Genomic DNA, 18,551 nt, shown 5'->3' on the forward strand with positions numbered 1-18,551 from the left:
AGGTATGACCATTAATGAAATACAGGATGAATTAATTGAGGATTTTGCTTTCTTTACGGATTGGATGGAAAAATATGAGTACATCATCCAGCTGGGAAAAGAAGTGCCTCTAATTGATGAACAATACAAAACAGATGAATATATCATCAAAGGATGTCAGTCCAAGGTATGGCTTTTCCCGGAAATAAAAGATGGAAAAGTGTATTTTACGGCAGATAGCGATGCGATTATCACAAAAGGCTTGGTGAGTTTAATGGTCAAAGTGCTATCTGGACATAGCGCCAAGGAGATCGTTGATGCCGATTTATATTTTGTAGATAAAATAGGGTTAAAAGAACATTTGTCACCGACAAGGGCAAATGGCTTGCTATCCATGATTAAGCAAATGAAATTGTACGCATTGGCATTGCAAGTGAAAGTTTAAAAGGGGATTATTCATCCCCTTTTCTTAATACTATTTTACATAGCTCTTATCCTCAGCTTGAGGTCCCTCTTGAAATTATCCTATGAGCTCCTGGATAATAATTTTTTTCATTTTCATGAGCGCTTCATTTGCCCCCGGTCGCTGTAGTAATGTTGCAATTTGTTCGGGTACAATCTGCCAGCTTACGCCGAATTCGTCTTTACACCAGCCACACATGCTCTCTTTACCTTTCTTCGTGATATTATTCCAGAAATAATCAATTTCCTGCTGATCTTTACAGAGGATGGTGAGTGAAATACCTTCGTTAAACGTGAAAGTTTGAGGAACTCCGCTATCCATTGCCATGAGCGTAAAATCCCGGACTAAAAATTGGGTATGTTGGATTGATCCGATATATTCACCTTCTGTGTATTTCATGATCCCATTGCTTCGAAAATCATGAAATAATTCCGCATAAAAAGCTAAAGCTTGTTCGCAATTTCCCTGTTGCTCTCCGCAATACATTAAGGTTGGTACAATTGCCTGCTGGTTGGTATCGCTCCTTTTACCGAGGTATAATTGCCAATTGACGCCAAACTTGTCGGCCAGCCAGCCGTAATAAGGGCTCCAAGGGTAGGAGTTTAGTGGCATTAAGGTATTGCCGCCCGCAGAAAGTGAATTCCAGATACGATCAATTTCCTCTTTGCTTTCGCAAATGGCCATAAAAGATATGGATGGGTTGGGTTTGAATATGGGACCTCCATTTATTCCAATAAATTTTACACCGTTTAGGACAGCTTCAACAACGATGGGAGAGCTATTGCTAATATGGCTTTCGGGGAAGATGCGACAGTAAAGATCAAAGGCTTCCTGCGCGTTTTGATCGAACCAAATGGATGGGATAATTGAATTATTCATCATTTTCTTTTTGTTTTAGCGTTCACCTATTTGTATTTGTCGTTCAAGCCCTTTTTAGCGAGGACCAACGGCTTAATTTTTTCAAGACGGGATTGTTTCGTTTTTTCTTGCTTGGCCTCATCGATATACTCGATGTATTCTTTCTGTTTTCCTGGTGTTAAAGCCCGGAAACTTTCCCCGAAGATCGGATCTGCCTGTAGCGCTTCTAATAATAGACCGGTGGGAGGCTTCGTTGGAGATTTAGTTGGTTTGAGCTCTTTTCCCTCGTCAATGGTTTGGATGGATTCTTGGATATAGGCGGCTATTTTTTCGACATCCATATCCATAACGTCTTCAAAGCGCCATTGTCGTAATGCTTTCGTTTTTCCTTCGGAGGCACTGATGAGATGTTTATCCTGATCTGCTAAGAATACACCATTATAAAACCAGAGGGAAAAGAAATTTTTAAAGCCGCCCCAACCGATGACATTTTTTCCTTTATGAGTATAGATATAACTCCCCCATTTGAATTCCTTTTTTAAGGAAGTTTGCAGGATGATTTGCTGCATGAGTTCTTCGGCCTCCTGCCAGTTCCCTCGGCTTTGGTACCAATTAGGACCTTGTTTGTCTTTAAGCTTATCAATATTAAAATTGACAATATCGGTAATTATTTGTGTTGGAATCGGTTGATCCAAGGGGATTTGTATCGCACCTTTTGTGGTTTTAAAATTTTTGAGTTCTGTAGCGAAGTACTCGATAGCAGCGGGTCCTGGATAGAGGCCCAAATGGTTTTTGTTCATCGCAAAATGGATGATATTACCCTTGTATCTGAAGGTCGGCATTTGATAAGAGATCGTTTCATCTGCAGAAGGAGGGACTAGGCCAGCAATAAGCTGTCTCACCTTGATCAGATATTCTTTTTTCTCCTCTTCAAATTGATTGATATATTCGTCTATTGTTGCGATGCTCGTTCCCATAATTTGTGTTATTCTTTGATTCTCGTATACTTATTTTCAATAAACTGTATCGTTTCGGACATAAGCTGATGGAGTATCTCTATATTGATGTCGCTTAATTTCTTGATGTATATGCAAGCTTTGCCTATTTTGAATTTCCCTAGCTGATCGACCAAATGTCGGTGCTCATCGGCGCCGGTAAATACATAAAGGGAGATTGCTGATTTTCGGGGGCTAAATCCGATCAATGGAGCATAGCCTTCATGCCCACTTGCATAGGTATAATGATAGTTTCCAAATCCGATGATAGTTGGTCCGTACATTTTAGCCGGCTCACCCGTTGTGGTTTCCATAAGCTGTATCAGTGTTGCACTATCGATTTGTTTTTGTGGGTCGTCAACTGTTTTTATAAAGTCTTGGACAGATGCTTCGGTATATGCAGTTTTATTTTTTGCCATGTATAGTTGAAGTCTTTGCCGGATATTCGGATAACCTTAATTGAATGTATTGTATTTGAAGCAATTCGATGAGCAGCTATTTTTCGATAGCACTATTTTTGGAACATAAAATCGAAAGCTCCAGTTCTCAGATTGATATCATATTCTAGATACGCTTTCATACACGCTAAAAAGTTGGCCCAACCTTCTGTTTGTCGCATCATAATTAGAATCCCATCTGCATCGTTGTTCATCTCGTGTTCTGTAATCTTTATGACCGTCGCGTTTTCTCCGAATGTGGATAGTGCAATTTCTACCAGTTGATTGGGAAGTCCTCCACTCCAGTCAAAAGAGATATGAGAATTGGGGCTGATGGTTTTTCCTGTCACGGGAAAACTGTCGGGAAATTCTGGAAATGTCCATTCTACCGTTTTATCTGTCTCTAGACGTCCAGTTGAAGATTTTATAAAATAGTGATTCATTTTATTAGGATCTACAATAGCCTCAAAAACTTCGTTGATTGGTTTCTGAATTTGGATGCTGGCTTTGGCGGTTAGTTTTTCCATATTAATTTAAAGTTTTAGACAAATATTCAATAAATACAGATAGCTTGTATCTGATTATGTTAAAAATATTTAAAAGATCTTTTGGTGACCATGGAGCAATCTATCGCTTAGATCACTGTTTATTTATTTTAAGATGTATATACGATATAAACATCCTATTAAAGAATAGGTTTTCTTTTTTGGCGGACTCGGATCAATATTTCCCCTAAAACGAACGAATTGTACACTAATAAAATGTAGTTTTAGATTATTTTTGATTATAGTTAAAATCGATCCTGTATTCCTTCCATTAGGTCGCCAGGAACGATAATTCAATAAATTTAGAAAGGGTGTCTGCCTGAAATCCTTCAGGTTGGATTTGCCATCTTCATAAAACCAAAGTTATGTTTAAAATCAAGTATTTTTTTCTTCTTATGCTTTCTTCGGGAATATTGTTTTCGAGCGCACAGATTAAAAATGTAAATGAGGGCAATGAGGCTTCAAATATGTTTAATGATGCGACAGCACGTGATAAAAATGCGATTGTTGAAGCAGAAACTGGTTGGTGGAAACAAGCTGCATTAACTCGTGAACAACGCCTAGAAAAATGGAAGGTAGCCTCATTTGGTATGTTTGTTCATTGGGGTGTTTATTCTCAATATGGAAATATTTGGAAGGGGAGGCCGGGAGGGGGCTATGCGGAGCATCTGATGCGTGTGATGAAAATCCCACGTAGTGAGTATCTTGATTCTGCACGTAGATTTAATCCTTTAAAGTTTGATGCAGAGGAATGGGTATTGTTGGCAAAAAATGCAGGGATGAGATATTTTATCATCACGGCTAAGCATCATGATGGCTTTGCGATGTACCCTTCTGCATTTTCAAGTGACTATTCATTGTCAAGCACCGCATTTAAAAGGGACCCATTGGCGGAATTAGCAGCAGCCTGCCATAAACATGGGCTTTTGTTTGGATTCTATTACTCGCATGCTTTTGATTGGGAGCATCCGGATGCTCCGGGTAATGACTGGGATTACAGTAATCCAGGTGGGGATAAATTGTTGGGTGGTACAAATTGGTTTGACAAACATCCCGAATGGTTGACAAAGGCCAGGCATTATGTAGATCAAAAGGCGATTCCACAGATTGAGGAACTTATTCAGCGCTATCATCCGGATTTGTTGTGGTTTGATACACCTCATAAGTTGCCGCTATCTGAAAACCTGAGAATTTTAAAGGCTATTCGAACAGCAGATCCGAATATCATAGTCAATGGTCGATTGGCGCGTACCGAGGAAAAGAATTATGGCGATTATCTGAATACGGCAGATCGACCTGAGGAGTATTATCCAGTTGCTTCTGGCGCTTATTGGGAGGCCATACCAACTACAAATGAATCCTATGGCTATTCGTCGACCGATAAGAGCCATAAACCGACCGCTCATTTTATCAAACTCTTAGCGAAGGCTAGGGCCATGGGTGGGAATATTCTAATGAATATTGGCCCCAAGGGTGACGGAAGCATCGACAGCGCTGATGTCGCTATTTTAAAGGGCTTAGGTTACTGGATGCGGGGGAGTAGTGGAAGTGTCATTGATGTTGGACCATCTCGTTTGCCTCGTCAGCCGTGGGGAGTCATTACCCAACGTAAAAATACCCTGTATTTACACGTTTTCGAACGCCCTCTACGGAATGATCTGATTGTCGGTGGACTGATTGCTAAGGTTAATTCTGTTTCGTTATTGTCGGGAGAAACGATCAGAAAATATAGGTCCGACAAAGATGGACTGCATATTCCTATAGATCAAATAACGTCTCAGGATGATGACCTGGTTGTGGTGGTGCAATTGAAGGATACGATAACTAATCCAATAAATCCTGATTTAATGTATGTGGATCATAATATCAATAAAAATCGGCTACTGACCTTTTATGCAAAACAGATAGGTAGTCCGATGAAGTTTGGGGATGGTAAAAGGAATCGCTACTATGTGACGGGTTGGGCTAGTTTAAGTCAGGGTTTGAGATGGGAAACGAATGTGTTAAATGGCGGACGCTTCAAGGTGGCTATACGGTATGTGAAAGATGTTGCAGGTACGGGAGGGAAGCTCGGCTTAAATTTAGGGGGGAAGAAGATTGATTTTACAATAGATCCGTCGTCTTCTGTCAGTTTGCATGACAATCAACTTGAATTGGGTACGGTGGTATTGCCAAAAGGCAAGCAAGTGATTGAATTAAGTGCCCATACTATAGCGGGGGCAGAAATGGTGAAGTTTTTGGAAGTAATATTGCTGCCCGAATAATTTGTATTGAGCTTAGTGAGCATCTGTCTTGCGGAATCGAGAACCGTTCAAAACGCTACAGCTAAATACATTTCGGCCAGGTAGATCGCCTATATGATCTAGGTTGGTGCTATGTGCTCAGATAGCTCTTAAGGTAAAATACCGTAGAAATATCTTTCATAATCCATTCGCATTTTATTAAATTACACTAGTAAATATTAACCGCTATCGAAGGATTGCCATGGATCAAACCGCTAAAAGATCATCTCTTATTTTATATTTCTTTATCATGTTGTTTTCGCAATGTGCCATCGCCCAACAGACTTTCTCCTATGGAAGTTTCGGCAAGCTGAGCATGTACGCGCCGAAAGGTAAACCAAATGCCTTGGTGTTATTTGTTTCTGGAGATGGGGGTTGGCAGTTTGGGGTAATTAATATGGCTAAATTTCTAGCTGCACAGGGGGCGCTCGTCGCCGGTATCGACGCGAAGCATTTTGCTACCTCAATGGCACGTTCAAAAAAGGATTGTTATTATCCTGCTGCAGATTTCGAGCAGCTCAGCATGGCCCTCCAAAAGAAATATCAGTTTGAAAGCTATCAGAAACCCATATTGGTAGGTTACTCCTATGGGGCAACCCTGATCTATGGCTTGATTGCCCAGGCTCCGGCAGGTACCTTTCGTGGTGGGATTGCCTTAGGTTTCTGTCCAGATATCAATATTGCTAAACCACTCTGTAAGGGCAGTGGATTATCTTCCCATATCTTAAAGCCCGGAAAAAGTTATTATCTGGATCGTAGCGAAAAGTTGGCCGCTCCGTTTTGGGTACTTAATGGTGTAAAAGATCAGACCTGCCCCTTTAATGCCACAGCAGATTTTCTTAAAGGGATAGAAAATGTCCAATTGGTCAGCTTGCCTAAAGTAGGGCATGGTTTCTCCATTGCCGATAATTGGCTGCCCCAGTTCCGGATGGCTTTTCAGAAGTTGCAGGTGGCGGGCCAGCCTAGCCAAAATACAGGCGTACTCAAAACGGATATGCCCATTGAGATACTGGAACCCAAGAGCTCTACAAGGGAATTGATGTTTATGATTTCTGGCGATGGTGGTTGGACCAGTTTCGACAGGGGGTTGGCCAGTGCTTTTGCGACAAAGGGGATCAAAGTGATTGGCTTGGATGCACAGAAATATTTTTGGAATGCAAAGACACCAGAACAGACGACAAAGGAAGTGTCCGAGATCTTGACCTATTTTCAGGAAAGGGAACCTAATATCACTTTTTCGATAATGGGTTATTCTTTTGGCGCCTGTGTGATACCCTTTATCGCCAACCGCCTTCCCGAGAAGTTGAGAAAAGCGACCACTGGATTGGTTTTGTTATCGCCAGATGACCAGGCCGATTTTGAGATCCATGTGGCGGATATGCTGAGTTTAGGTGATCGTAGTGAACCTTATGATGTAGTAGCGGAGTTGAAAAAAGTAAGTCTGCACAAACTGTGTATTTTTGGTTTCGGGGAAGATAGCGAGATTGCAGCGAAGTTTAGAAATACAGGAGCACCTGTAGAAATTTTGCCTGGAGGGCACCATTTTGATAATGATTACGAAGCCATTGTGGCTAAGGTGATCAGCTCCATAGCGATCAAATAACCAAGTTAATCATATACCCAGCCTAATGATGAAACATTCACTTAAGGCTAATGATTATTATTTCAAGGAAATTCTGGCTTTTCTATTCTTTTACTAACGGTACCTTCTTGGAGGGCCTTGCAGTGCTAGAGGTCTCGCTGATCGATGTATTGAGGTCTTTTTGTATGAGCAATATTGATTCGATCACTGTGATGTTGCTTTACCCGGCCTATTTCTGAGTCTTGAGAAGATCAATTTTTAGACAGTAATTAGTCCAGTCATTATTCAGTTTATACTGAACTATCATTGAGCCACTGAACGAGAACTGAACAAACACTGTAATAAGACCTACTTTCGTCCCTATTTGATCCTAATTTGTTCCGATCGAACCCTGGCGACACTTCTTTCGGGTTCAAATACTGTTAAAGCAAAAAAAGCTAATCGTAAGATTAGCTTTTCTTTTGTGATCCCGCTGGGATTCGAACCCAGGACCCATACATTAAAAGTGTATTGCTCTACCAGCTGAGCTACGGAATCCTTTCTGTTTTTGAAAGTGATGCAAAGGTAGAAAAATAAGTTATTTGTGCAAAATGTTTTTGTCTTTTTTGTTGATTAAAGTTGTAACTATTTAAAAATTACTGAATTATTTTTTGTTAAAAAAGCCTTTTAGGAAACTTGCGGATAGGATTGGTTCGTATGGAGGCTGTTTCTTGGAACGAGTGGGCGTATTTTTAATGCAGGATAGCCATAAAAAAAAGTCAGCTAATTGCTGACTTTTTTATTCTGTGGGGTCGTATTGATAACATTATTCAGTTACCACTCCCATTTTACTAAACTTATCAATTCTTTCAGTAACTAATGTATCGCTATCTTTAGCTGTCAATTCAGCAAGATCTTTCAACAGCTGGCTTTTTAGATTAGCCGCTGCTGCCGCAGGATCTTGGTGAGCACCACCTAGCGGTTCAGGGATAATACCATCAATCAAGCCGTTACCCAACATGTCTTCTGAAGTCAATTTTAATGCCTCAGCGGCTTTTTCTTTATGATCCCAGCTTCTCCATAGGATAGAAGAACAAGATTCAGGTGATATGACCGAATACCAGGTATGTTCCATCATGTAGACTCTGTTTCCAACACCAATACCCAAAGCTCCACCTGAAGCTCCCTCACCAATAACAACGCAAATGATCGGAACTTTCAATACAGCCATCTCCATGAGGTTACGTGCAATCGCTTCACCCTGTCCGCGTTCTTCAGCTTCAAGTCCTGGATAAGCACCCATCGTATCAATTAACGTGATCACAGGTTTATTGAACTTTTCCGCCATTTTCATTAAACGTAGGGCTTTTCGGTAGCCTTCAGGGTTGGCCATTCCAAAGTTGTGGAATTGACGCTCTTTGGTGTTTTTACCTTTTTGATGACCGATGATCATAACGGCATTACCATCAATAGAAGCCATACCACCGACGATCGCTTTATCATCCTTAACGGTTCTATCACCATGCAACTCGATAAATTCGTCGCAGATCGCTTCTATATAATCATAAGTCTGAGGGCGATCCGGATGGCGTGACATTTGAACGTTCTGCCAGCCTGTTAAATTGCCGTATATTTCTTTTTCAGTAGAAGCAAGCTTTTCTTCAAGCTCACGAACGGTTGCGCTCATGTCAACTTGAGTTTTTTCGGCAACTTGAGTTACCTTTTCAATTTGCAATTGCAAGTCTGCAATTGGCTTTTCAAAATCAAACGTGGTTTTCATATATCTATTTTATGAAAATATTCAGAGGGCTAATTTAGCGCATTTTTTCTTAAATTAAAATTAGGGAGGATAATATCATTGGAATTCCTTTGTTACATTTGCGTTATAATCGTACTGGTGGCTTAGTTTTTGATTGTAGGCCTGTGAAAAATGTTGACTTATGCTGAAAAAATATTTTTACTTTCTTTTGTTACTGATCTTACCTACACTTGTTCGATCAGAAAGTTATCCTGAGGTTTTATTTGACAATAGTGTTATCAACGGGAGTTATGCTAAGAGTATCGCTCATTATACTGGTGAATCATGGATCCAAAATGTAAGCTATAGCCTACCAGTTTCTGATAGCTTGTTTTTTACGCCAGGCAATTCGCTTTCTTTGCGGTACGTTTCTTCTCCTAATGGTAAATGGGAGGCAAGTATTTTAAACGATAAACAGAAATTTCCCTATTTAATTGCCAAGGATGATCAGCTAACTTTTAAGCTTTTTATTCAAAGCAATACTGAAAAGGGACAATTGCCAAAAGTCACCTTACAGCAAAATGATACAAGGACAAATGCTGTGGATATCGCAAATTATATCGATGATTTTGCTTATGATACTTGGCTTAATGTTTCCATTCCAGTCGCCAAATTTGTAGGAATTTCATTAGGGAAGCCTGTTTCGGCTTTAATTTTGGAACAGAATGGAACTGCACTGCAGACAAATCAATTATTTATCGATCAAATAGAGTTTTTGCCCAAAAACTATCCAAAGGTAAGACTGTCATCAGCAGCTATCTTATCTAAGATCAGTTCCGTGGATAAACAAGTCGAGTTGGTCTGGCAATTGCCGCTAACACCAAGTATTCGCTATGTGAAAATCTACCGTTCGGAAGATAAACTCAATTTTCAGCCGATCGCAATTTTACCCATCTATGTACAGAAGTCGCTAGATAGAGTAAATGAATATAACAAATCTTATTATTATAAGATCGCTTGGGTAGACTATAATTATGTTGAATCTCCTTTTTCTGAGGTTAGGGAGGTACAGACAAAAAAAGGTACGGATACGGAGATGTTAAATTTTATCCGGAATGCTCATGTGAATTATTTTATAGACAACTATGATGTGAATAGTGGTATGTTTCTGCCTGATCGAGGCAATAGACAGGCTATTGTATCTACAAATGAAACTGGCTATGCGATCTTGGGTTTGCTTGTGGCTGGAGAGAATAACTTGATCTCGCGACAAGCTCTTTTGGTCAGGTTAACACGGATTGTGAAATTTTTGAGTAGTGCACAACAACATCAAGGGGTCTTTACGGCGCTTTACGATGGCCGGTCGGGGGTGCCTTATTATCGCGATTCAATTCCAACATACGATTTGCGCGGAACCTCCCATATCATGGAATCGCTTTTAATCGCTCGCCAATATTTTTCTAAAGAGGATCCTGAGGAACAGACCTTGAGAAATAACATTACGAAGCTCTGGGAACGCATAAATTGGAACTATTTTACAGACGCACAGAATCCTGATGTACTCTGGAATAAGTGGTCGCCTGTAGACAGTACAGCTAGATCGAGGCCTTTGGGGGGATTTAACGAGAGTTTGGGTACCTATTTACTGGCGATGTCTTCACCTACCCACCCTTTAGCTATTTCAGCTTATATCAATGGATTTGCAACCAAACATAAAGGCAACGAATTGTATTTTGGGGATGAGTCCAATGATTTAGCTCCTGAACTCAAAATGAAATTAAATGATTCTTTAGCGCGTTCAATAAGTGCAAACCCTTTAGTTGGCGACATGGGAAATGCCGGGATTTCGATCTACTCCGACGACAAAGTTATTTTTGCCAAGAGTATTGCGGGCGGCAGTTTAAATGAATCATTGATGTCTGTTTATCGTCCCTTTTTGATTATGGATCCTAAAGGGAAAGTAGATGATTTTGTAGATTACAAGAAATATTTGTCGAATTATATTCTTGCCTATAAACGGAGAGATAATGAAATGAGTATAGGGACACGATTTACAGATATTTGGGGCGTGGAAAATGTGGAAGATACGTATCAGGGGTATTTGGTGAATCCTGCAATAGCTATTGCAGCTTACCCATTTGAAAAGGAGATTGGTCTAAAAGCATTGCGTAAATTTTACGAAGAATACGCTGATGTGTTATTTACACAATATGGTTTCAGAAGCTGGATTGATATTAAAAACAACGATGTTTCTGAAAGCTATCGTGCGAGGAATCAGGCAACGATTGCCGTGATGATCGAGAATGCAAATTCAGGCATGATTTGGAAATTGTATGAGAATATTCCTGAGGTAAAAAAGACTTTAGAAAAAGTATATACCAAGAAATAGATTTGTTACGTTAGATATGACGTAGAAGGGATGTCATATTGGACTTTTTTCGCTATATTTACGTGCTTAAATCGATATTAAATACGTTAGAAACGACATGCTTAGAAAAATTAATTTGGGAATTTTAACCTTATGTGCAAGTTTATCGTTATTTTCCTGTAAACAACAAGCTATTGTAGTCAATCCAGGTGCAGTTGTAACAAAAGATGGAACTGATGATGGTTTGAAAAATGTGAAGAAGGATTTTAATGACGCGAAAAGAACTGATGAAGGGATTAAGTTTAGTATATCGTCTGATTTATTGTTTCCAACAAACTCTTCTTACCTATCTGAGAAGGCAAAAACTGAAGTTAGTAAATTGGCGTTGATCTTGAAGGAAAGTAATAATAAGATCAAAGTCGATGGGTATACTGATGCTACGGGTACTGTTGAGTATAATCAGTGGCTTTCCGATAAAAGAGCGGCGTCTGTTAAGAAGTTCTTGGTAGATTCAGGGGTTGCTGATTCGCGCATCACGGCAAAAGGTTTCGGTCAGTCAAATCCAGTTGGAGATAATAAAAGTCCGGAAGGACGTCAAAAAAATAGAAGAGTGGAAGTTACTATTTTAGATAAAAAATAGTTTATCAGACCAATTCTTAATATAAAAAAAGCGAGATATTTAAGATATCTCGCTTTTTTTATGCAGTTATATAGCGGTTTTATACCGCTGTATATGGTCTCCCGAAACAAGGTATTTTAAAACAGGAGACACCGGAATGTGTGCTGTTCTGCAGAAATTGCTTTCGATAAAATCCGGGCCTAAGACAAATAGCGTTGAAAAAGATGAATTTAGAGGAAGAAGATAATAGACAGAAGCCAATTTTTCGGGAAGCCATGTGGTTTTGGTTTGTGTTAGGTTGGATAAGTTTTGGTGGAACAACAGGCCATGTGACCATTATGCACGATTTTTTGGTCGAAAAGAAAAGATGGGTAAGTAACAGGAAGTTTTTTCAGGCGCTCAATGCATGTATGTTGTTACCGGGACCGGAAGCGCATCAATTGACGATTTATTTAGGATGGAAGCTGCACGGCGTAAAAGGTGGTGTGTTGGCCGGGGTATTTTTTATTGTTCCCTCACTGCTTATTATATGTGGACTCAGTACGCTATATGCACACTATGGCAACTCCGCATTGCTTATTGCTTTATTTTCGGGTTTAAAACCTGCAGTTCTAGCGATCATTATATTTGCAACCTTTCGGGTAGGGCAGAAATCTCTTGTCAGCACATGGCATTATTTGGTAGCATTGGCCGCTTTTTTTCTATCGTATTTTGCTGGGGTTCCAATGCCCTGGATTATTGTGGGGGTGATCGCTTTTGGTCTACTACTATATACAATCTTGTCAAAAACTTCCCAAATTGATGCTAATCGTGAAAATGAAGATAAGCAGTTTGAATCTGCTTATTATATCAATACGCTCGAAACACTTCCTTCCGTATCCTACCGTCGTGTTTCTCTTCAGGTGCTGCTGTTTTTCTTACTATGGTTGATTCCGTTGACCATTTTGCTGTTTTTTACCATCGATACTGAATTTTGGAAGACACTTTCTTTTTTATTTACAAAGTCCGCTTATTTGACGATTGGAGGTTCTTATACCGTCATTCCCTATGTTGCGGCCCTTGTGACAGAGAAATTGTTTTGGCTTTCGAAGAGCCAGATGATAGATGGATTTGCTCTTGCAGAGACGACTCCGGGGCCTTTAGTGGTTGTTTTGGCGTATGTTGGTTTCATGGCTGGCTTCAATCATTTTCATCAGTCCTATCTCATGGCAGCAATAGGTTTGATCGCGACAGCATATTTTACTTTTTTGCCAAACTTTGCCTTGATTTTTGTTGGGGCGCCACTGATCGAACGGGCCCAAAAAAATACATGTATACAATTTATCCTATCTTTAGTGACGGCATCGGTGGTTGGTGTAATCGTTAATTTAGCCTGTTATTTAGGTTTAGGAATTCTATTTCCAAGTGGTGTCAGTTCTTGGTATGCCATTGAGCCGATGGCTCTGGTTTGGGTGCTATTCTCACTTTTTCTTTTATTCAAGTATAAAATAGGCATGTTGAAACTTATATTGTTAAGTTTAGTCTATGGCTTTCTCTTATTTTTATGGCGATAAAATAAAATGTCCATTGGCTGATGAGCTTCGCAAGCAAGTTTATTAAAGATTGAAGGGAGTCTTGTGAATTTGATAGAGCCATTCGAGGTAACATACGCGCATAAACAAGAAAAGCCCATCGTTAGATGAGCTTTCTTGTACCTAGGGCGGGAATCGAACCCGCACTCCCTTAACGGGAACAGGATTTTAAGTCCTGCGTGTCTACCAGTTCCACCACCTAGGCAGGTGAGCGAAAAACGAGATTCGAACTCGCGACCCCAACCTTGGCAAGGTTGTGCTCTACCAGCTGAGCTATTTTCGCATTGGAATTTTATTTCAATTTTCAAAAGAACCTTGCGTTCCTTTTTGGTGATGCAAATATAGAGCGAAAATTTAATATTGCAAAATATTTATTTACTTTCTTTCTGTGTTTTTTATAACTCCTTTGAATTCAGTGTGGAAAAAATTAAATCACTCTCAAATCCGCGGGATAGCGCAAACTGATAAACTTTGTTTTTCACTGTATAGTGGTTCTTACCACTAATTTCACGGAGTTTTTTGTCAACGATATGATTTAAGATTTGTTCATATTCATCTAGATCGATTTGCTTAAATGCAATTTTTATCAATTGTTCGGAGACCCTTTTTGCTTTGAGTGCCTGCTTGATTTTTACTTTACCCCAGCCTTTCATGCGGAGTTTTCCGTTACAGTAGGCAATAGCAAAGCGTTCTTCATTTAAAAAATTATCGCTGATCAAATTGGCCAATACATTTTCGACTTCTTCTTCGTTTAGTCCCCAGCTGTAGAGCTTATCGCGTACTTCTTGCTGTGCGCGTTCTTGATAGACGCAATAGCTTTCCGCTTTCAACTGCGCCTGATGCTGCGTTAATATCTTCTTGTTTCTTTTTTCTTCGTCAAACATATTGTCAAAATTTCAAAAATAATATGAAATAACTAAAAAAATGTTCAGTTTTGACACAATCAAAATATATCAGGAGAATGTACAAAATATCGGAAATCGCCCAGATTTTACATCCCAATCGCACATTTATCACGGATCCCAATTCTTTTGTCCAGCATTTATTTTATGACAGCCGTAAAATTGCCCAGGCGGACAACGGGATTTTTTTTGCACTTCAGAAGAACAGAGATGGTCATCGGTATATCCGGGAAGCCTACGAAAAAGGAGTTCGTAACTTTGTGCTTCAGGCCGATGAGGGACAGGAAATGGAGCTTTTGGAAGCTAATATTCTTTGGGTAGCGGATAGTTTAGTTGCTATGCAGGAGCTGGCAACTTTTCATCGTCAGAAATTTGATTATCCTGTCATCGGAATTACTGGGAGCAATGGCAAAACGATTGTAAAAGAGTGGCTTTTCCAGCTTATGTCTCCTGAATATAGGATTTATCGGAGTCCTAAGAGCTATAATTCTCAACTTGGTGTGGCTTTGTCCTTGTGGGGATTGTCCGATCAGTATAATCTTGCGCTAATCGAAGCGGGAATTTCAGAAAAAGGGGAAATGCTGCGCCTTGAGCAGATGATAAAACCAACTATAGGACTATTGAGCAACATCGGTGTTGCCCACAAAGCTGGTTTTAAATCTAAAGAGGAAAAGATCTATGAAAAGCTCGAGCTTTTTAAAAATGTTGAAACCATGATTTTTCCAAATAGTTACCTCGAAAATATTCAATTGCCATATAGACCACGAAAATTTTCCTGGGGGCTTGATGAGGGCCTTTCTTTGGAAGTGTATTCCATCAAGCAGGTTAATGACCGATTTACTATGGTCACGTTCTATTATGCCAGTCGCACCTTTGCTGTTGAAGTACCGTTTGTGGATAAAGGAAATGTTGAGAACGCGATAAATTGTGTAGCGGTGATGCTGCGTTTTGGTTATGAAAATGAAGTGATCGCAGCGAGGATTAAAGAGCTGCAGCCAGTGGCGATGCGTCTTGAGTTAAAAAAAGGAAAAAAGAATAGCTCAATTATCGATGACTCGTATAGTAATGATCTAGATGCACTGCAGATTGCCCTGGAGTTTTTAAATCAGCAGGGACAGCATCCGTTCAAGATGTTGATATTGTCGGATATCCCTGGTGTCCATATCGAAGATGAAAAAAGTTTGTCCAAGCTGAAACGTTTGCTTAGTGAGTATCGTTTGGATAAATTGATATTGATAGGTGAAGTGTTGCCTAAAGTGGCAGCACAATTTGAAGTGCCTTCTATTTCATATAGCGATACAACTGCTTTCTTGGCCGATATTAGGTCGCTTTCTTTTGAAAATGCCACGGTATTATTGAAAGGAGGACGTGAGTTTCATTTTGAACGTATCAGTCAGCTTTTAGTTGCAAAATCACATGATACAGTGCTTGAAATCAATTTGAATGCACTGGAGAATAATTTGAACGTATATCGACAGCTGCTGCCGAAACAGGTGAAGTTGATGACCATGGTCAAAGCTTTTTCTTATGGTAGTGGAAGCTTCGAGATAGCAAACCTTTTGCAATTCAATCGGGTGGATTATCTGACTGTTGCTTTTGCGGATGAGGGGGTTGATTTGCGTGGTGCGGGCATAAAATTACCTATTGTAGTGATGAGCCCTGATGAAAGTTCTTTTGAGTCCATTGTTCAGTATAACCTTGAACCGGAAATTTATAGCTTTAGAATATTGTTTTCTTTTTTGAATTTTCTGAAAACGAAACAAATAGCTTCTTTTCCGATTCATATTAAGATAGATACAGGTATGCATCGGTTGGGTTTTATGCCTGACGAGGTCGATCGTTTAATAGCTGTGTTACGTGCGGAAGCGATTTTAGAGGTTAAATCTGCATTTTCCCACTTAGCGTCTGCAGGTAATGAAAAGGATTGGGAATTTACACAAGGACAAATTGATCTGCTGGATGAATTTACAAAGCGTCTCGAAAGTGGTATAGGATATTCTTTTCTACGTCATATTGCAGCAACATCGGGTATTGAATTGTGGCCGAATGCGTATTTTGATATGGTGAGGTTGGGGATAGGTCTCTATGGTATCGATATCGAGCGTCATGATTTACCCATTAGGGAGGCGAGTACCTTGAAAACGAATGTGACGCAAATTAAATACCTCCCAGCAGGTGAAACCGTAGGTTATAATAGGCACGGCGTCCTGTATAGAGATAGTAAGATTGCGACAATTAAAATTGGTTATGCGGACGGTTACGATAGGCGTTTTGGTAACGGTGTCGGTAAAATGTTGATAAACGGTTTTTTAGTCCCTACTATAGGAGATATATGTATGGATATGTGTATGTTGGATGTAACGGATGTGGAAGTTGGAGAGGAAGATGAAGTTATCGTTTACCCTGATATAAAGTCAGCGGCGAAGGCTATAGGGACGATTCCTTATGAATTGCTGACGAGTATTTCCCAACGCGTAAAAAGAGTATATTTTTATGAATAATAAAGGATATTCTGCATTTTTGAATAATATTTTATTTTCAATTCATGTTTAGTAAATTAATCAGAGGATTTATTAATTATTTGATACGAGGTGTCCTGGTAGTGGTTCCTCTTGCTGGTGCTATTTTTTTAATAGTTTGGATTGTTGCATCAGTTGATTCGGCATTGAATCTAACTGAACATTTTTTGGAGGATGATAGGGGGCACCCCTTGTATATTCCAGGAATAGGTATTCTGACCGTTATTTTGGTATTGGTTTTGGCGGGGCTTATTTTTACAAATTTTGTTACAGACCCCATTAAAGTGTGGATTAATCATCAGATCCAGCGGATTCCACTTTTAAATACATTATATTCTTCGATTAAAGATTTTACGGAGGCCTTTGTTGGTGATGCAAAGAAATTTAATGAACCTGTCTTGGTGACGGTGAATGAGTTTGGTCTGAAGAAGATAGGTTTCTTAACGCAGCATGATTTAAAAAGCATTGGGCTTGAAGAAGATGTTATGGTGTATTTTCCATATTCCTACTCTTTTGCAGGACAGGTTGTTATTATCAGTGCAGACAAGGTCAAAAAATTAGATATGTCTCCAACAGATGCCATGAAACTCGTTGTTTCCGGTGGTGTGAGCGGGATAGCCCATTAGTCGGCTTTCATATCGGTTAAGTAAAAATGCTGGAAGTCGTTGTATGATTTCCAGCATTTTTATTTTTGCTTATTCTGTCTTTCTACTTGTGCGACTTTTTCCAATTTATACGTCCACGTTGTTATTGGTTTAGGACATTGCTATTGATTTTTTTTCTGCCCTAAAGTGGGATTTACAGGTGGGATTGGAATATAGCCGTCATCTCCAGGTACTTTTGGAAATTCATGATTTTCCCATTTTTCGCGCGCTATTTTTAATGTTTCAATGTCTGAAGCGACGAAGTTCCAGTCGATATATCGTTGTTCAGGAAAAGGTTCACCACCAAAAATGTAAACTGAAGTACCCGCCTTCATTTCGAATTCACATAGTTTCGCATCCTTGGCAACTAAAATCTGTTTTGGACCGAATTCCTGGCCTTCCGCATGAACAGTTCCATGAAGGATATATAATCCACTTTCGCCATATAGGTGATCGCCCAGTTTGATGGTCGCATCTTGTTCTGCTTTGATTTCAATAAGATATAATGGACTATATACGGGAACCTCGGAACGATGGTTTTTAATTTCACCTGCAATTAAACGATAAGATACACCGTCTTCGGTCCAATGTGGAAGCTGCGGTTCTTCTATGTGAACAAAATTAGGTTCCATTTTTTCGAGTTCTTTTGGTAGGGCCACCCAAATCTGCAGCCCATGTAGGTCGTGCGGGGTAGATCTCAGCTGTTCGGGAGTTCTTTCGGAGTGTGTGACACCCTTACCTGCCGTCATCCAATTGACTGCTCCAGGTTTGATCTCCACGGCATTTCCTAAGCTGTCACGGTGCATAATGCTACCTTCGAATAGATAAGTCAATGTGGATAACCCGATATGCGGATGTGGAGCAATATCCATAAAGTGCGGTTCGGCAATGTTATCTGGTCCCATGTGGTCGATAAAGATAAAAGGGCCGACCATACGTTTCTGCCTGAAAGGCAGAAGTCGGCCAACTAAGAAATTGCCTATGTCAGCGGCTCTTTCTTCAATAACTATTGCAATATTTGACATAATGTTTCCTTATTTTTGTGTTTCTAATCTACAGCAATTTAAGAA

At 39.8% G+C, this 18,551-nt stretch carries 15 protein-coding genes and 3 tRNA genes; 8 read left to right on the plus strand and 10 right to left on the minus strand.

Features of this window, described 5'->3' with window-relative positions:
- The first annotated feature begins 4 nt into the window (after window positions 1-4).
- Window positions 5-424, plus strand: a complete 420-nt coding sequence (locus tag GVK91_RS21500; protein WP_153844750.1) for a SufE family protein — start codon at window positions 5-7, stop codon at window positions 422-424.
- A 75-nt stretch (window positions 425-499) separates the two neighbouring features.
- On the opposite strand, the gene GVK91_RS21505 is transcribed toward GVK91_RS21500, so the two are convergent.
- The 4 genes from GVK91_RS21505 to GVK91_RS21525 all read right to left on the minus strand — a co-directional run bounded on the left by GVK91_RS21505 (window position 500) and on the right by GVK91_RS21525 (window position 3,259).
- Entirely contained in the window at window positions 500-1,324 is an 825-nt protein-coding gene (locus GVK91_RS21505) for a VOC family protein (RefSeq protein WP_159731277.1), read from the minus strand.
- Window positions 1,325-1,347: 23 nt separating this feature from the next.
- Window positions 1,348-2,277, minus strand: a complete 930-nt coding sequence (locus tag GVK91_RS27410) for a DUF1801 domain-containing protein (protein ID WP_200845677.1) — start codon at window positions 2,275-2,277, stop codon at window positions 1,348-1,350.
- Window positions 2,278-2,285: 8 nt separating this feature from the next.
- A complete protein-coding gene (locus tag GVK91_RS21520; protein WP_088162799.1) occupies window positions 2,286-2,714 on the minus strand; it encodes a DUF1801 domain-containing protein in 429 nt (142 codons plus the stop codon).
- A 92-nt stretch (window positions 2,715-2,806) separates the two neighbouring features.
- Window positions 2,807-3,259, minus strand: a complete 453-nt coding sequence (locus GVK91_RS21525) for an SRPBCC domain-containing protein (protein WP_159731279.1) — start codon at window positions 3,257-3,259, stop codon at window positions 2,807-2,809.
- Window positions 3,260-3,642: 383 nt separating this feature from the next.
- Between GVK91_RS21525 and GVK91_RS21530 the strand changes: the two genes are divergently transcribed.
- Together GVK91_RS21530 and GVK91_RS21535 are read left to right on the plus strand one after the other, a co-directional pair.
- Window positions 3,643-5,541: an alpha-L-fucosidase gene (locus GVK91_RS21530; RefSeq protein ID WP_159731281.1), complete on the plus strand. Its 1,899-nt coding sequence runs from the start codon at window positions 3,643-3,645 to the stop codon at window positions 5,539-5,541.
- A gap of 268 nt (window positions 5,542-5,809) precedes the next feature.
- Window positions 5,810-7,162 (plus strand): AcvB/VirJ family lysyl-phosphatidylglycerol hydrolase, encoded by a 1,353-nt coding sequence (locus GVK91_RS21535; protein ID WP_159731283.1) that lies wholly within the window; start codon window positions 5,810-5,812, stop codon window positions 7,160-7,162.
- Between the two features lie 443 nt (window positions 7,163-7,605).
- On the opposite strand, the gene GVK91_RS21540 is transcribed toward GVK91_RS21535, so the two are convergent.
- Both GVK91_RS21540 and GVK91_RS21545 read right to left on the minus strand, forming a co-directional pair.
- Window positions 7,606-7,678 (minus strand) — tRNA-Lys (locus GVK91_RS21540).
- A gap of 268 nt (window positions 7,679-7,946) precedes the next feature.
- Window positions 7,947-8,900, minus strand: a complete 954-nt coding sequence (locus tag GVK91_RS21545) for an acetyl-CoA carboxylase carboxyltransferase subunit alpha (protein WP_153844744.1) — start codon at window positions 8,898-8,900, stop codon at window positions 7,947-7,949.
- A 160-nt stretch (window positions 8,901-9,060) separates the two neighbouring features.
- Between GVK91_RS21545 and GVK91_RS21550 the strand changes: the two genes are divergently transcribed.
- From GVK91_RS21550 to chrA, 3 genes are all read left to right on the plus strand, one after another.
- Window positions 9,061-11,247 (plus strand): glucoamylase family protein, encoded by a 2,187-nt coding sequence (locus GVK91_RS21550; RefSeq protein WP_153844743.1) that lies wholly within the window; start codon window positions 9,061-9,063, stop codon window positions 11,245-11,247.
- Window positions 11,248-11,344: 97 nt separating this feature from the next.
- On the plus strand, window positions 11,345-11,866 hold the full coding sequence (locus GVK91_RS21555; RefSeq protein WP_153844742.1) for an OmpA family protein: 522 nt from the start codon (window positions 11,345-11,347) through the stop codon (window positions 11,864-11,866).
- Window positions 11,867-12,069: 203 nt separating this feature from the next.
- The gene (gene chrA / locus GVK91_RS21560; protein WP_159731285.1) at window positions 12,070-13,398 is read left to right on the plus strand and encodes a chromate efflux transporter; all 1,329 of its coding nucleotides are present in this window, start codon (window positions 12,070-12,072) and stop codon (window positions 13,396-13,398) included.
- 138 nt (window positions 13,399-13,536) lie between these two features.
- Here chrA and GVK91_RS21565 read toward each other — a convergent pair.
- From GVK91_RS21565 to GVK91_RS21575, 3 genes are all read right to left on the minus strand, one after another.
- A tRNA-Leu gene (locus GVK91_RS21565) sits at window positions 13,537-13,621 on the minus strand.
- Window positions 13,622-13,626: 5 nt separating this feature from the next.
- Window positions 13,627-13,699, minus strand: a tRNA-Gly gene (locus tag GVK91_RS21570).
- Window positions 13,700-13,811: 112 nt separating this feature from the next.
- Window positions 13,812-14,300, minus strand: a complete 489-nt coding sequence (locus GVK91_RS21575; protein ID WP_153847743.1) for a regulatory protein RecX — start codon at window positions 14,298-14,300, stop codon at window positions 13,812-13,814.
- Window positions 14,301-14,377: 77 nt separating this feature from the next.
- On the opposite strand from GVK91_RS21575, the gene GVK91_RS21580 reads away from it, so the two are divergent.
- Both GVK91_RS21580 and GVK91_RS21585 read left to right on the plus strand, forming a co-directional pair.
- Complete coding sequence (locus tag GVK91_RS21580; protein WP_159731287.1) at window positions 14,378-16,819, plus strand: bifunctional UDP-N-acetylmuramoyl-tripeptide:D-alanyl-D-alanine ligase/alanine racemase; 2,442 nt, start codon at window positions 14,378-14,380, stop codon at window positions 16,817-16,819.
- 44 nt (window positions 16,820-16,863) lie between these two features.
- Entirely contained in the window at window positions 16,864-17,463 is a 600-nt protein-coding gene (locus GVK91_RS21585; protein ID WP_153847741.1) for a DUF502 domain-containing protein, read from the plus strand.
- 140 nt (window positions 17,464-17,603) lie between these two features.
- Here the strand turns inward: GVK91_RS21585 and GVK91_RS21590 are convergent, their stop codons facing one another.
- A complete protein-coding gene (locus tag GVK91_RS21590) occupies window positions 17,604-18,506 on the minus strand; it encodes a pirin family protein (protein ID WP_120333353.1) in 903 nt (300 codons plus the stop codon).
- Between the last annotated feature and the right edge of the window lie 45 nt (window positions 18,507-18,551).

The organism is Sphingobacterium sp. 18053 (assembly GCF_902706145.1).
In the GTDB taxonomy this organism is placed as follows: domain Bacteria; phylum Bacteroidota; class Bacteroidia; order Sphingobacteriales; family Sphingobacteriaceae; genus Sphingobacterium; species Sphingobacterium paramultivorum.

Coding starts and splice junctions, on each gene's coding strand:
- GVK91_RS21500 (WP_153844750.1), top strand. CDS start 5: ATGACCATTAATGAAATACAGGATGAATTAATTGAGGATTTTGCTTTC.
- GVK91_RS21505 (WP_159731277.1), bottom strand. CDS start 1,324: ATGATGAATAATTCAATTATCCCATCCATTTGGTTCGATCAAAACGCG.
- GVK91_RS27410 (WP_200845677.1), bottom strand. CDS start 2,277: ATGGGAACGAGCATCGCAACAATAGACGAATATATCAATCAATTTGAA.
- GVK91_RS21520 (WP_088162799.1), bottom strand. CDS start 2,714: ATGGCAAAAAATAAAACTGCATATACCGAAGCATCTGTCCAAGACTTT.
- GVK91_RS21525 (WP_159731279.1), bottom strand. CDS start 3,259: ATGGAAAAACTAACCGCCAAAGCCAGCATCCAAATTCAGAAACCAATC.
- GVK91_RS21530 (WP_159731281.1), top strand. CDS start 3,643: ATGTTTAAAATCAAGTATTTTTTTCTTCTTATGCTTTCTTCGGGAATA.
- GVK91_RS21535 (WP_159731283.1), top strand. CDS start 5,810: ATGTTGTTTTCGCAATGTGCCATCGCCCAACAGACTTTCTCCTATGGA.
- GVK91_RS21545 (WP_153844744.1), bottom strand. CDS start 8,900: ATGAAAACCACGTTTGATTTTGAAAAGCCAATTGCAGACTTGCAATTG.
- GVK91_RS21550 (WP_153844743.1), top strand. CDS start 9,061: ATGCTGAAAAAATATTTTTACTTTCTTTTGTTACTGATCTTACCTACA.
- GVK91_RS21555 (WP_153844742.1), top strand. CDS start 11,345: ATGCTTAGAAAAATTAATTTGGGAATTTTAACCTTATGTGCAAGTTTA.
- chrA (WP_159731285.1), top strand. CDS start 12,070: ATGAATTTAGAGGAAGAAGATAATAGACAGAAGCCAATTTTTCGGGAA.
- GVK91_RS21575 (WP_153847743.1), bottom strand. CDS start 14,300: ATGTTTGACGAAGAAAAAAGAAACAAGAAGATATTAACGCAGCATCAG.
- GVK91_RS21580 (WP_159731287.1), top strand. CDS start 14,378: ATGTACAAAATATCGGAAATCGCCCAGATTTTACATCCCAATCGCACA.
- GVK91_RS21585 (WP_153847741.1), top strand. CDS start 16,864: ATGTTTAGTAAATTAATCAGAGGATTTATTAATTATTTGATACGAGGT.
- GVK91_RS21590 (WP_120333353.1), bottom strand. CDS start 18,506: ATGTCAAATATTGCAATAGTTATTGAAGAAAGAGCCGCTGACATAGGC.